Origin of the sequence: Kitasatospora sp. NPDC048407 (assembly GCF_043200475.1) — a bacterium.
GTDB lineage: Bacteria > Actinomycetota > Actinomycetes > Streptomycetales > Streptomycetaceae > Kitasatospora.
In genome coordinates this window covers 188,005-200,971 of sequence record NZ_JBICXW010000009.1, presented here as the reverse complement: position 1 = coordinate 200,971, position 12,967 = coordinate 188,005, and the positions used below count along the sequence as shown (strand labels likewise).

Here is a 12,967-nt window from a genome sequence, read left to right as displayed (position 1 = left end):
CCTTACTCCTCACCGGCCCGCGAACCGTTGCGGTGCCAGGCCCGCGGCGCCCGCCAGCCGTACTTGAGCGCCAGCAGCCGCATCGTGAAGGCGGCCACCGCCGCCAGCGCGGCGTTCACCGGGGCGAGTTGGCCGACGGCGATCAGGATCGCCGTGATCGCCGCGCCGACCAGCGCCGGCACCGCGTAGATCTCCCGGTCCCAGCGCAGCAGCGAGGGCGGCTCCATCGCCAGCACGTCGCGCACCACGCCGCCGCCCGCCGCGGTCAGCATCCCGCAGGCCACCGAGGGGACCGCGCCCAGCCCGTAGTCGTGCGCCTTGATGGTGCCGGTGACGGCGAACAGTCCGAGGCCCGCCGCGTCCAGCACCATCACCGACCGGGTGATCCGCTCCACCTCCGGGTGCAGGAAGAACACCACCAGCCCCGCCACCAGCGGGGTCGCGAAATAACCGGCGTTGGTGAACGCGGCCACCGGCAGCGCCCCGATCATCAAGTCCCGCAGCACACCGCCGCCGAGCGCGGTGGCCTCGGCCAGGACACAGATGCCGAAGATGTCCATGTTCTTGCGGACCGCCATCAGGCCGCCGGACAGTGCGAAGACGAAGATGCCCACCAGGTCGAGGACCTGCTGGACGTCGTGCGGGAAGATCTCGGAGCTCACCTGGTCAGTGTCCATGCCGACCGACCGGCGCCGTTCGCCGGGCGGTCAGGCGAACGACTCGTGCGGCGCCGGCCCGCCCAGCGCGTTCAGCTTGGCCGGCATCCGCAGCGTGGTCATCCGCCGCCACCCGCCCGCCCGTTCGTACCCGTACACCGTGTGGATGCCCGCCGCCAGCGCCGCCGACTTCGCCCGCGGCCAGCGCAGCAGCTCCCCCATGTGCGCCATCACCGCAAGGCTGACGTCCCGGTAGGTGCGGATCTCCGCCCGCGCGGTGTCCTGCAGGGTGTCCAGGATCGACCGGCCGTGCCCGCGGTACGCGAGCCGCAGCAACTCCTCGTGGCAGAAGGCCAGGTGGTTGTCCTCGTCGTTGGAGATCATCCGCACCGCCCGGCCCACCTCGGGGTGCTCGCCGAAGATCCGCTTCAGCATCCGCATCTGCTCGGACGCCCGCTGCTCGGTCACCCGGCTGTGCGCCAGGTACGTGATCACGTCCTGCTCGGACAACGGCTCGTCCCGGCGCAGCCGGGCGTGCGCCAGGCCGATGCCCTGCCGTTCCAGGATCATCGTGTAGTCGGTCTCGTCCGGGACTTCGGCCGGATCCAGTCCCCGCTTGTGCATCAGCGCCTTGAAGATCCGCCCGTGCTTGTCCTCGTCCGCTCCGTGCCGGGCCACCTTCGGTGCCAACTCCTGGTCGGGCACCAGCCGGGCGATCCGGCCGTTCTCCCAGCCGCCCTGGTCCTCCCCCTTGGCCGCGATCGAGCAGAACAGCCGGAACGCCCGGTCGTCGTCGTGGATCTCCTGGAACAGACTGCGGGCCGACAGCATGGTGGACCTACCCCTCGCACGGGAGCCGGAACATTCCGGTCCAGCTCAAGGCACCCCCACCACCCGGGCAACAGCTCACGCCCCGCACTGCGCCGGACGAACGAAAGCCGTGCCGACTCGGACTACCCGACCAGCCGGCGCCGCCAGTCCAGGCCGGTGACCCGGATCGCGTCGTCCGGGCTGCCGTCCCAACTCACCCCCAGGCCGCACTCCTCCAGCGCCGCGACGACCTCCCGGCCGACCGCCGCCGTGGTGTCCGCCGAGTCGTCGAAACCGCCGTACAGCAGCCACAGGTCCCCACCGGACGCCACGCCCTCGGTGCACTGGGAGTGGAAGTACACGAAGCCGCGCGCCTCCGGGTTCTCCGCCCAGATCTCCCCGTTGCCGCAATTGCGGCAGCAGGTGAAGTTCTCCCGCGCCGTGATGCCGGTCGCTTCCAGCGCGGCGAACGCCTTGGCCACCCGCTCCGGGTCGGTCTCCCCCACCCACGACCGCTGCTCGGCGACCCGCTCCAGCCACATCCGGTCGACCAGCTGCTTCGCCTGCTCCTTCGTCACCGGACGGGAGTCCTTGTCGACCAGGCACTCCTCCGCGACCTCGGTCGCCTGCGCGCGGGTCGCATAGCCCGCCACCAGCAGCCGCCGGACCTCGTCGACCACGGTCGCCTCGTCCTGCGCGGACAGCTCCAGCGGCGCGGGCTCCGGGACTTCGAACTCGATCCGCTCCCATGCGACCCCGACCCCCCAGCCTTCGTCCTCCCGGGCCCACCCGAGCAGCAGCGCGGCGACCTGCTCCACGTCGCCCACCTGGGTCCCGTAGTGCCGCGCAGGGCTCCCCGCCCGGTACTCCACCGTCCACGCCCCGTACTCCGGACACGCCTGCGCATACGTGTGCGGCAGGTCGGGCACCCGTTGCAGCACCAGGACGGAGTCCGGCCATTCCCCCATGTCCCGCACCATGTCGAGGAGTTCGCCCTCCGACACCCGCACCCGGACCGCATCCGTCCGGTCCCGCACCGCAATCTCAAGCATGCCCGCCATCCTCCCAGCCGGCACCGTCAATTCCCGCGCCCCGCCAGGGGCGCCGGGGGTTCCCCCGGAACTGCGCGAACGCCCCCCGTAAACGGCAAGGTCCGCCCGCGGAGAGAACTCCCCTCCACGGGCGGACCTCGGACAGCGAACTACTCGGCGTTCTCCGGGAAGTGGCAAGCCACCTGGTGCCCGGCCCGCGCAGCACTGAGCGGGGGCTCCTGGCTCGCGCAGATGTCCTGCGCCTTCCAGCACCGGGTGCGGAACCGGCACCCCGACGGCGGGTTGAGCGGCGACGGGACGTCGCCGGTGAGCAGGATCCGCTCGCGCCGCTCCTTGCGCTTCGGGTCCGGAACCGGCACCGCGGACATCAGGGCGTTGGTGTAGGGGTGCATCGGCTTGGCGTACAGGGAGTCGCGGTCGGCGATCTCCACCACCTTGCCGAGGTACATCACGGCGACCCGGTCGGAGACGTGCCGGACCACCGAGAGGTCGTGCGCGATGATCAGGTAGGTCAGGCCGAGTTCCTTCTGGAGGTCGTCCAGCAGGTTGACCACCTGGGCCTGGATGGAGACGTCCAGCGCCGAGACCGGCTCGTCCGCGACGATCATCTTCGGGCGGAGGGCGAGCGCGCGGGCGATGCCGATGCGCTGGCGCTGGCCGCCGGAGAATTCGTGCGGGTAGCGGTTGTAGTGCTCGGGGCTGAGGCCGCACAGTTCCAGCAGGTCCTGGACGGCCTTCTTGACGCCGTGCTCGGTCTGGACGTTCTGGAGCCGGAACGGCGCACCGACGATGGTGCCGATGGTGTGCCGGGGGTTCAGCGAGGAGTACGGGTCCTGGAAGATCATCTGGATGTCGCGGCGGTAAGGCCGCATCGCCGAGACTCCCAGGTGGGTGATGTCGGCGCCCTCGAACTCGATCTTCCCGCCGGTGGGTTCGTCGAGTCGGGTGACCAGGCGTCCCATGGTGGACTTGCCGCAGCCGGACTCGCCGACCACGCCGAGCGTCTCGCCGGGCATGACCTCGAAGTCGATGCCGTCGACCGCGCGCACCGCGCCGACCTGACGCTTCAGCAGGCCCTTGGTGACCGGGAAGTGCCGGGTCAGTCCGGTGACCCGCAGCAGGGGTTCACGGTCCTGGCCGGGTGCCTGGGCGGGCACCTTCGCGGCCTGCGGGGCCGCCGTCTGGCTGTCCGTCATCGGTTGTCTCCAAGTGGGTGGTACGTGCTCACAGCCGGGGCGCGATCTCTTCGGTGAAGATCCGGTGGCGTTCGGCGACCGGCAGGTGGCAGGCGGCGAAGTGCCGGGGGGCGGCCTCGGCCAGCACGGGCACCTCGCTGGTGGAGCGGCCGCCGGTGAGCTCGGCGTACGGGCAGCGCGGGTGGAACGCGCAGCCGGACGGCACGTTGATCAGGCTCGGCGGGGTGCCCTTGACCGGGATCAGCCGGTCCTGGAGCTCCCGGTCGAGGCGGGGCATCGAGCCGAGCAGGCCCCAGGTGTAGGGGTGCTCGGGGGCTTCGAAGATGGTGTCGGCGGGGCCGCGCTCGACGGGCTTGCCGCCGTACATGACCAGGATGTCGTCGGCGATCTCGGCAACCACGCCCAGGTCGTGCGTGATGATGATGACGGCGGAGCCGAACTCCTTCTGCAGGTCCCGGATCAGGTCGAGGATCTGCGCCTGGACGGTGACGTCCAGGGCGGTGGTCGGCTCGTCGGCGATCAGCAGCGAGGGGTCGTTGACCAGGGCCATGGCGATCATGGCGCGCTGGCGCATACCGCCGGAGAACTCGTGCGGGTAGTTGTCGACCCGCTTGTCGGGCTGCGGGATGCCGACCCGGTCGAGCATCTCGATCGCCCGGGTGCGGGCCACCTTCTTGGAGGTGCCGGGGTGGTGGGCCCGGTAGCCCTCGATGATCTGGGCGCCGACCGAGTAGTACGGGTGCATCGCGGTCAGCGGGTCCTGGAAGATCATCGCCATCTTGTGGCCGCGGAGCTTGCGCACCTCGTCCGGGTCGGCGGAGACCAACTCCTGGCCGTCCAGCCAGATCTCGCCGGAGATCTGCGGGGCGCCGCGCTTGGTGCCGGTGCGGTGCAGGCCCATGATCGACAGCGAGGTGACGGACTTTCCGGAGCCGGACTCGCCGACGATGCCGAGGGTCTTCCCGCGCTCCAGGTCGAAGCTCAGGCCGTTGACGGACTTGACCAGTCCGTCGTCGGTCGGGAAGTGCACCTTCAGGTCGCGAACCGAAAGGAAGGGCTTGTCTGCCTGGAGGGGCTTGTCCATGTTGCTCATGCCAGCTTCACCCGGGGATCGACGACGGCGTACAGCAGGTCAACCAGGAGATTGGCCATCACGATGAAGAACGCGGCGAAGAGCGTCACGCCCATGATCACCGGCAGGTCGCTGGAGGAGATCGACTGGACCGCCTCGTAGCCGAGCCCGCGCAGGTTGAAGGTGTTCTCGGTGAGCACGGCGCCACCGAGCAGGCCGCCGAGGTCCATACCGAAGATGGTCAGGATCGGCGTCAGCGTGGAGCGCATGGCGTGCTTGCCGATGACCACGGGTTCCTTGAGGCCCTTGGCGCGCGCGGTGCGGATGTAGTCCTCGCCGAGCACGTCCAGCAGGGTGGCCCGACTGAGTCGCGCGTAGGTCGCCGCGAACAGGAAGGCCAGGGTGACCCAGGGCAGTACCAGCCCCTGGAACCAGGCCACCGGATCGGCCGTGAAGTCGGTGTACGTGCGTGGGAACCAGCCGAGTTGGCCGACGAAGATCGCGAGCGAGACCAGGCCGGTGAAGTACATCGGCAGCGAGACGCCGGCCAGCGCGACCGACATCGAGATGCGGTCCAGCGCGGTGCCGCGGCGCAGCGCTGAGACGACGCCGGTGGCCGTGCCGAACACCAGCCACAGGACCGAGGCGCCGGCGGCGAGCGAGAAGTCCACGCCGACCCGGTCGAGCAGTACCGGCCAGACTTCGCGCTCGGTCTTGAACGAGTAGCCCAGGCAGGGGGCGTAGCAGTGGGTCACGTCGGTACCCGCGTTGTAGTCGCGGCCGACGACGATGCCCTTCAGGAAGAGCCAGAACTGTTCGACGATCGACTTGTCGAGGCCCATCTTGTGGCGGATACCCTCGACGGCCACCTTGTCCGCGATCTTGCCCACGTAGAGCAGCGCGGGGTCGGTTCCGGTGAGCTTGGGCACCATGAAGAAGATGCCGAAGGTCACCGCAGCGACCACCAGCAGCATGAGGACGACGTTGATCAGTCGCCTGAAGAGATACACGAGCACTGCGGTCGGCCCTGCCACGGGCCGGCCGGGGTTCCCCTGTGGGGGTGCCCCCGGCCGGCCCGGGCAGGGCCTTCACCTGCCCTTCGGACTAGCGGTGCGAACTAAAGGGGGAAGGTCAGGTCACTTGCCGTCGGAGACGCCGAGGGCCTGGAAGTCCACCTCGCCGAACGCGTCGGTGATGTAGACGTTGGTCAGGCGCGGGTTGCGCCAGTTCAGGGCCTTGTCGGCGACGATCGGCAGGTAGTAGGCGCCGTCGACAACCTTGTGGTTGATCTTCTTGTACAGCTCGGCGGCCTTGGCCGGGTCGGTCATCGCGGCGGCCTGGTCGAACCAGCTGTTGATCTCCGGGTCGTTGATCTCGGAGTAGTTGCTGTTGCCGTTGCTCGGGATGAAGCGACCGTCCATCAGCGGCTGCAGGTAGCCGGAGCCGGTCGGGAAGTCGGCGCCCCAGCCCATCACGATCAGGCCGTAGCCCTTGGTCTTGACGACGTCGGGCGCGCCGATCTCGGAGGCGATCAGCTTGCCGTCGTACTGCTGGACCGTGACGTCGATGTTGACGGCCTTGAGGGCGGTCTGCAGCGCCACCGCGGAGTTGACCTCCTTCGGCTTGTTGCCACGGACCGCGATGTTGGTCTTGAAGCCTTCCGGCTTGCCGCAGGCCTTCAGCTCTTCCTTGGCCTTCTCGACATTCGGCTTGCCCTGGGTCAGCTTGAACGGGTCGTAGTCGTCCGAGCCGAGGATGTTCGGGGGCAGCATCGAGCCGTAGATCGAGCCGGCCACCGAGCCGCCGCGGGCGGTCTGCAGGGCGGTGGTGTCGGCCGCGTACAGCACCGCGTTGCGGCAGTGCTGGTTGTCGAACGGGGCGACCGCCGGGACGAGGCTGATGTAGCGGATGAAGCCGTTGTACGGGTCGTCCGTGTTGGCCTTGAGCGCCTGGTCCTGCAGGACCTTGACCTGCGCGGCCTGCGACAGGCCGGTCTGGGCCCAGTCGAGGTCGGCGGTGTTCGCCAGCAGCTGGGTGTCCATGTCGTCGGCGTTGGTGGTGACGGTCAGCTTGACGACGTCCGGCAGCGCCTTGCGGAACGGGTCGGAGGCCGGGTCCCAGTTCTCGTTGCGGACCAGCTCGTAGCTCTTGCCGGCCTCGGCCGACTTGAACTTGTAGGGGCCGGAGGAGACCGGCTTCTGGCCGTACTGCGAGCCGGTGTCCAGCTTCTGCGGGACCGGGGCTGCGGAGCCCATGGCCAGCAGGTACGGGAAGTCCGAGTTGGGCTTGGCCAGCGAGAAGACGATGGTGTTGTCGTCCGGGGTGGTGACCGACTTCAGGCCCAGCTTGTTCGGGTCCGAGTCGGTGTAGGGGCCCTTGTAGTTCTGGCCCTGGTCGAGCTCGTTGATCAGGTAGGTCGGGCCACCGGAGATGACGTCCTGCGCGAAGATGCGCTCGACGCCGTACTTGATGTCCTTCGAGGTGATGACCGAGCCGTCCTCGAACTTCAGGCCGGGCTTCATCTTGAAGGTGTAGGTCTTGCCGTCCGCGGAGATCTCCGGCTGGGCGGCGGCCAGGTCGGGGACCAGCTTCAGGCCTTCCTTGCCCGGCTTGCCGTCGAAGGCCAGCAGGGTGCGGGTGTAGAAGCGCTCGAAGTTCCACACCGAGGCGTAGTACGCGCGACCGGGGTCGAGCGAGTCCACGTCGGTGGTGGTCCACATGTTGAGGGTGCCGCCCTTCTTGTCCGAGGCGTTCACCACCTTGTCGACGGCCGCGTTGAAGCCCGCCGCAGCGTTGCCCTTGTTGTCGCCGCTGCCGCCGCCCTTGCTGCCGCCGCAGGCGGTGGCGGTGAGCGCGAGGGTGGCCGCGAGGGCTGCGACCGCGAGCGTCCTGTTTCGCTTCATGGGTTTGGGAACCTCCAGGGTTGCGGGCTCAGTTGCCCTTGGGGTCGAGCGCGTCGCGCAGGCCGTCGCCGAACAGGTTGAAGGCGAGCACGGTGATGAAGATGGCGATGCCGGGGACCACCATGTAGGTGGGATCCGCCTCGTAGATCCGGACCGCCTCGGAGAGCATCTGTCCCCAGGAGGCGGTGGGCGGGCGGACGCCGGCCCCGAGGAAGCTGAGCGCCGCCTCGTTCAGGATGTTGGTGGGGATGATCAGGGTCGCGTAGACCAGGATCGGCGCCACCAGGTTGGGCAGAAGTTCGCGGAACAGAATGTGGGTGCGGCCGGCACCGAGGCTGCGGGCGGCGTCCACGAACTCCCGCTCGCGCAGCGACATGGCCTGGCCTCTGACGATGCGTCCGATGTAGGGCCAGCCGAAGAAGCCGATGACGAAGACCAGGATGAGCGGGCGCAGCCACTCGTCCGGGATGCCGAACGCCGAGGTCGGCATCACCGACACCAGCGCGATGCTGAACAGCAGCTGCGGGAAGGCCAGCAGGATGTCCATGATCCGGCTGATGAACGCGTCCACCCAGCCGCCGAAGTAGCCGGCCGTGACGCCCATGACCACGCCGATGCCGACCGACAGCACGGCCGCGCCGAGCGCCACCAGCATGGAGATCCGCGCGCCGTAGAGGACGCGGGAGAACACGTCGCGGCCGAACACCGGGTCGACGCCCAGCAGGAAGTCGCTGCTCATGCCGCCGAACGCGCCCTTGGGCAGGCCGAGATCGGGGTTGATCTGGTCGGCGTGCGGCTCGTTCGGCGGGTGTCCGAACAGCGAGGTGAGCACCGGCGCGAAGATCGCCGCGAGCACCAGCAGGATCACCACGACACCGCCGGCCAGCGCGATCTTGTCGCGCTTGAGGCGGTCCCAGGCGATGCGGCCCGGCGAGCGACCCTCGATCTTCTTGGCCGGCTCGGAGTTTGACGCGCCGTCAGGCTGCGCGCCGGCCGGCGGACCCGAGGTCTCGGTGGGTGTGGTCATGAGTCAGTTCGTTCCCCTCGCCGACGGTGGCCGGCCCACGGAGTCGCGTTTGGTGCGGAAGGCAGAGCGGTTGCGGTGGTGCCGGGTGCCGTTGCGGCGGTGCAGAAGTGCGTTTGGCAAGCAGGGCGTTGCGGGGTGGTGCCGTTCGACGCCGGGCGGAGTGCCCCGGCGCGCATGGTGCTGCCGCACGGAGATGCGCATCGTGCGGTTCATGCTGTGGCGGCGGCACGTTCACCTTCGTGAGGATCGTCTCGCGCTCCGCATTGGGCAGCACTCTCTGTCATGGGATGTGCCGTACGGAAGACCCCCATGGCGAAGGATGCCTAACTGTGATCTGCTCGCATGCACTTTCGTTGCGCTGGCATATCGCTCTTCACACAGCCGTCACTCACACGTCAAGGGGCACACTGACGACACCCCGCCAGTGGCGGGGAAACGCCAGGTGACGCCGTGGTGGCGCGCGTAGAGGGCCGGACGGCGAAAAACCCCCGCCGACCTTCGAAAGAAGGTTCGTACGGGGGTCTTCCGGCGTTCTGTCGCGGTACGGTCAGCGGCCCGGATATCCCGGCCACTGGGGCTGCGGCCAGCCCGGCGCGGGCCCGGCCGGCGGTTGCGCTGCGTAACCGAAACCGGTGGTGTAGGACTGCGGCGGGCCCTGCCGGTCGAAGAACGGGCGGGCGTTGGCCCACAGCCACATCGCCACCGGGTCGAACTCGTCGGCCATCATCACGGTCGACACGGCCGGCCCCTCGGGGGCGTGCGCGGCGGCCCGCTGCACCAGCGCCCGGGCGGCCTCCACGGCCGGCGGCGAGGTGTCGTACAGGTCCAGACCGATCGCCAAGTACGGCTCGCCCAGCACCGGTTGCACCCAGGCCCGGCGCAGCGAGCGCAACGGGCGCACCTCGGCGGCCTGTTGCTCCAGCACGGCGAAGAACTGCGGTGCCTGCCCGGCCGGTTCGGAGATCCGCAGCGGCCCGGCCGGCAGCCGGTCCAGGCCGACGGCGATCCGCCGCAGGTCGGCCCACGGTACGCCGATGCCGCCGCCCGGGCGGTGCGGGTCCAGCCACAGGCCCCAGCGGGAGCGGTACAGCGAGCCGGCGATCTCCGGCCCCGACACCACCTCGTGGCCGCGCGCCCAGCCACTGGCCGTCAGCTGCCCCGGGGAGGTCACGCAGGGCGCGTAGCCGTGCCCGCCGACGTCCATGTTCCCGTACTGGGCGTCCGGGCTGCCCTGGCTGCCGTGCCACAGCAGCATCCAGACCTGACCGCCCGCGAGGGCGCGCAGCAGCCCCTCGTACGCGTCCCAGCGCTCCGGTGCGACCGCTGCGAGGGCACGCTCGATCGCGCCCGGGTCGTCGGCTGCTCCCGTCACGTCGTCGCCTCTTTCTCGACTTCCCTCGTCCACCCGTCCACCGCGCGGCGGTGTGCCGGGGCAACCCTATGGGGCGCGCCCGACAACCGTCATGCCGCCGTCCCGGACATCCGGTGGATTCACGGTCTGACGTAGAAGGGCTGTACCCGCCCCAGCATCCAGTCCACCACCGGGTCGGCGACCAGGTCGAGCAGCACCAGGTGGACGCCCCAGCTCGGCGCCGCGGTTCCGAGTGCCCGGCCGAGCGCCAGATTGACGTCGCCGGGGTCGGCGGGGGCCGCCGGGTCCAGCTGGACGCCGACGTACAGCAGGGTCGACTCGCCCTCCACCCGGGCCAGCGCCCGGCGGGCCGTCAACACGCCCGGCAGCGCGGCGAGTTCGCCGGTCGCGGCGGCCAGGAAGGCGAGCGGCTCCTGGTGCGGCTCGGGTTCCTTGAGCGCCACCCTGGCGCCCTCGGTGACGCCCTGCGCCTCCCACTGGTCGCCGCGCGGCCCGCGCCGCAGCTCACCCACGCCCTCCGGCGGCACCGGGATGCCCACCGGCGCCTCGGGGTTGACCGCGATGCCGATGCCCAGCGGCAGCCCCCGGGCGAACTCCCACATCGGAGCGATCGCGAACGGGATGCCCGGCACGTGCTGCAGGTACAGCTCCTGCGAGCTGTACACCGGCACGTAGGGCGCGCCCGCCAGTTCGAGGGTCGGCAGGTCGAGTTCGCCGGACTGCGGATCGGCGCCCGACGGCAGCGGGATCCACACCTGGCTGCGGGCCAGCACCTCGATCACCCGGGGTGTCGCCCCCGGATCGCCCAGGGCCGCCATCAGCACCTGCTCCAGCTCGTTGGCCGGCCAGCTCCCGCCTTCCGGAACCTGCCCCAGCGGGATGCTCATCTCGCCCCTCCACACTCACGGTTGCGATCAGGTTAGCGGCGCGCACGGGTCCCCCGCGGCGGCCGCCGCCGAACCCCACTCCCACCAGCGGGTCCCGGCATGCCATGATGGGCCCGCCCAAACTTCATACCGGCCGCTCGAACCCGCGCGGGAGAGCCGGAACGACCGTCACCAGGTCGCGACCGGCGCCGAAGGAGCAAGTCCTCCCCGGAATCTCTCAGGCCCCCTAACCGCCCGGGCGAGGCAGATCTGGAAAGTGGACACGGCCGCGCCGTGCGCCCACCCACGGTGCAAACCGCCATCCTTTCGGATGGCGGTGAAGCTCTCAGGTTCGACGACAGACGGGGAGGTTCGCCCCAGCCTGCCCGTTTCCAGATCCCGGGAGTCCTGCCGTGTCCCTCCGCCTCACCGCACTCGACGCGCTGCACCGCTCGCTCGGCGCCACCATGACCGACTTCGCGGGCTGGGACATGCCGCTGCGCTACGGCAGCGAGCGCGAGGAGCACCTCGCGGTCCGCACCAAGGCCGGCCTGTTCGACCTGTCGCACATGGGCGAGATCACCGTCTCCGGCCCGCAGGCCGGCGAGCTGCTCGACCACGCGCTGGTCGGCTTCATCTCCGCGCTCGGCGTGCTGCGCGCCCGCTACACCATGATCTGCCGCGAGGACGGCGGCATCCTGGACGACCTGATCGTCTACCGCACCGCGGAGAACGAGTACCTGGTCGTCGCCAACGCCTCCAACGCCCAGGTGGTGCTGGACGCCCTGACCGAGCGCGCGGCCGGCTTCGACGCCACCGTCCGCGACGACCGCGACGCCTACGCGCTGCTCGCCGTCCAGGGCCCGGAGGCCAACGGCATCCTGGCCAAGCTCACCGACGCCGACCTGCCCGGCCTCAAGTACTACGCGCTGCTGCCCGCCACCGTGGCGGACCGTCAGGTCTGGCTGGCCCGCACCGGCTACACCGGCGAGGACGGCTTCGAGGTCTTCTGCGCCCCCGCCGACGCCGAGCACCTGTGGACGGCGCTGACCGAGGCCGGCACCGCCGAGGGCCTGGTCCCGTGCGGCCTGTCCTGCCGCGACACGCTGCGCCTGGAGGCCGGCATGCCGCTGTACGGGCACGAGCTGTCCACCGAGCTGACCCCGTTCGACGCCGGCCTCGGCCGGGTGGTGCGCTTCGACAAGACCACCAACAACGGTGAGTTCGTCGGCCGCAAGGCGCTGGAGGAGGCCGCCGCCGCGGCCGAGGCCAAGGCGCCCCGCAAGCTGGTCGGCCTGGTCTCCGAGGGCCGCCGCGTCCCGCGCGCCGAGTACTCCGTGGTGGACGCCGAGGGCGCCGTGATCGGCCGGATCACCTCCGGTTCGCCGTCCCCGACCCTGGGCAAGCCGATCGCCATCGCGTACGTGGACGCCGCGCACGCCGAGCCGGGCAGCACCGTCGCGGTGGACGTGCGCGGCAAGGCCGAGCCGGTCCAGGTCGTCGCGCTGCCGTTCTACAAGCGCGCCCGCTGACCTTCGCTCAGCCCTTCACCTGCTGTCCCAGCAGTCGTTTCCGGTTCGTCCGCCCAGCGGACGGCCGCGCCCGCCCCTCTTGCGATCCTGGAGAATGACGTCATGAGCAACCCCACGCACCTGCAGTACACCAAGGAGCACGAGTGGCTGACCGCCGCCGTGGACGGGGTGTCGACGATCGGCATCACCGCGCACGCGGCCGACGCCCTCGGCGACATCGTCTACGTCCAGCTCCCCAATGTCGGTGACACCGTCACCGCCGGTGAGACCTGTGGCGAGCTCGAGTCCACCAAGTCGGTCAGCGACCTCTTCTCCCCCGCCACCGGCGAGGTCACCGAGGTCAACCAGGAGGTCATCGACGACCCGGCCCTGGTCAACTCGGAGCCCTTCGAGGGCGGTTGGCTGTTCAAGGTCCGGGTCGAGGCCACCGACGAGCTGCTCGACGCCGACGGCTACGACGCCCTCATCGGCGCCTGACCGG

12 protein-coding genes and 1 riboswitch are annotated in these 12,967 nt (G+C 70.2%); of the genes, 2 read left to right on the top strand and 10 right to left on the bottom strand.

Annotated features, from left to right (window positions below; all coding sequences use genetic code 11):
• Positions 1 to 2 precede the first annotated feature (2 nt).
• From ACGFWJ_RS19070 to ACGFWJ_RS19025, 10 genes are all read right to left on the bottom strand, one after another.
• Positions 3 to 662 (bottom strand): trimeric intracellular cation channel family protein, encoded by a 660-nt coding sequence (locus ACGFWJ_RS19070; RefSeq protein WP_392950850.1) that lies wholly within the window; start codon positions 660 to 662, stop codon positions 3 to 5.
• A gap of 45 nt (positions 663 to 707) precedes the next feature.
• Positions 708 to 1,487: a ferritin-like domain-containing protein gene (locus ACGFWJ_RS19065; RefSeq protein ID WP_387637089.1), complete on the bottom strand. Its 780-nt coding sequence runs from the start codon at positions 1,485 to 1,487 to the stop codon at positions 708 to 710.
• A gap of 122 nt (positions 1,488 to 1,609) precedes the next feature.
• A complete protein-coding gene (locus ACGFWJ_RS19060; RefSeq protein WP_392950848.1) occupies positions 1,610 to 2,518 on the bottom strand; it encodes a DUF6891 domain-containing protein in 909 nt (302 codons plus the stop codon).
• Positions 2,519 to 2,667: 149 nt separating this feature from the next.
• On the bottom strand, positions 2,668 to 3,714 hold the full coding sequence (locus ACGFWJ_RS19055) for an ABC transporter ATP-binding protein (RefSeq protein ID WP_387637093.1): 1,047 nt from the start codon (positions 3,712 to 3,714) through the stop codon (positions 2,668 to 2,670).
• 28 nt (positions 3,715 to 3,742) lie between these two features.
• On the bottom strand, positions 3,743 to 4,807 hold the full coding sequence (locus ACGFWJ_RS19050) for an ABC transporter ATP-binding protein (RefSeq protein WP_387637095.1): 1,065 nt from the start codon (positions 4,805 to 4,807) through the stop codon (positions 3,743 to 3,745).
• Positions 4,804 to 5,802 carry an ABC transporter permease gene (locus ACGFWJ_RS19045; protein WP_387637097.1) on the bottom strand — a complete coding sequence of 333 codons (999 nt, stop codon included), beginning with the start codon at positions 5,800 to 5,802 and terminating at the stop codon, positions 4,804 to 4,806. The genes ACGFWJ_RS19050 and ACGFWJ_RS19045 overlap by 4 nt, the downstream gene beginning before the upstream one ends.
• A 120-nt stretch (positions 5,803 to 5,922) precedes the next feature.
• Complete coding sequence (locus ACGFWJ_RS19040; protein WP_392950845.1) at positions 5,923 to 7,689, bottom strand: ABC transporter substrate-binding protein; 1,767 nt, start codon at positions 7,687 to 7,689, stop codon at positions 5,923 to 5,925.
• A gap of 28 nt (positions 7,690 to 7,717) precedes the next feature.
• Positions 7,718 to 8,716: an ABC transporter permease gene (locus ACGFWJ_RS19035; RefSeq protein WP_387637102.1), complete on the bottom strand. Its 999-nt coding sequence runs from the start codon at positions 8,714 to 8,716 to the stop codon at positions 7,718 to 7,720.
• A gap of 547 nt (positions 8,717 to 9,263) precedes the next feature.
• Positions 9,264 to 10,088: an enhanced serine sensitivity protein SseB C-terminal domain-containing protein gene (locus tag ACGFWJ_RS19030; protein WP_392950842.1), complete on the bottom strand. Its 825-nt coding sequence runs from the start codon at positions 10,086 to 10,088 to the stop codon at positions 9,264 to 9,266.
• Positions 10,089 to 10,207: 119 nt separating this feature from the next.
• Positions 10,208 to 10,975, bottom strand: coding sequence for an enhanced serine sensitivity protein SseB (locus tag ACGFWJ_RS19025; RefSeq protein ID WP_392950839.1), 768 nt, complete (start codon positions 10,973 to 10,975; stop codon positions 10,208 to 10,210).
• A gap of 138 nt (positions 10,976 to 11,113) precedes the next feature.
• A riboswitch (glycine riboswitch) is annotated at positions 11,114 to 11,218 on the top strand.
• A 149-nt stretch (positions 11,219 to 11,367) separates the two neighbouring features.
• Between ACGFWJ_RS19025 and gcvT the strand changes: the two genes are divergently transcribed.
• Together gcvT and gcvH are read left to right on the top strand one after the other, a co-directional pair.
• The gene (gcvT, locus tag ACGFWJ_RS19020; RefSeq protein WP_387637110.1) at positions 11,368 to 12,486 is read left to right on the top strand and encodes a glycine cleavage system aminomethyltransferase GcvT; all 1,119 of its coding nucleotides are present in this window, start codon (positions 11,368 to 11,370) and stop codon (positions 12,484 to 12,486) included.
• 102 nt (positions 12,487 to 12,588) lie between these two features.
• Positions 12,589 to 12,963, top strand: coding sequence for a glycine cleavage system protein GcvH (gene gcvH, locus ACGFWJ_RS19015; RefSeq protein ID WP_387637113.1), 375 nt, complete (start codon positions 12,589 to 12,591; stop codon positions 12,961 to 12,963).
• Positions 12,964 to 12,967 lie beyond the last annotated feature (4 nt).

Bases quoted from the DNA above. Each gene is read 5' to 3' on its own strand.
- ACGFWJ_RS19065 (WP_387637089.1), bottom strand. From the start codon at position 1,487: ATGCTGTCGGCCCGCAGTCTGTTCCAGGAGATCCACGACGACGACCGG.
- ACGFWJ_RS19055 (WP_387637093.1), bottom strand. From the start codon at position 3,714: ATGACGGACAGCCAGACGGCGGCCCCGCAGGCCGCGAAGGTGCCCGCC.
- ACGFWJ_RS19060 (WP_392950848.1), bottom strand. From the start codon at position 2,518: ATGCTTGAGATTGCGGTGCGGGACCGGACGGATGCGGTCCGGGTGCGG.
- ACGFWJ_RS19040 (WP_392950845.1), bottom strand. From the start codon at position 7,689: ATGAAGCGAAACAGGACGCTCGCGGTCGCAGCCCTCGCGGCCACCCTC.
- ACGFWJ_RS19035 (WP_387637102.1), bottom strand. From the start codon at position 8,716: ATGACCACACCCACCGAGACCTCGGGTCCGCCGGCCGGCGCGCAGCCT.
- ACGFWJ_RS19025 (WP_392950839.1), bottom strand. From the start codon at position 10,975: ATGAGCATCCCGCTGGGGCAGGTTCCGGAAGGCGGGAGCTGGCCGGCC.
- ACGFWJ_RS19050 (WP_387637095.1), bottom strand. From the start codon at position 4,807: ATGAGCAACATGGACAAGCCCCTCCAGGCAGACAAGCCCTTCCTTTCG.
- gcvH (WP_387637113.1), top strand. From the start codon at position 12,589: ATGAGCAACCCCACGCACCTGCAGTACACCAAGGAGCACGAGTGGCTG.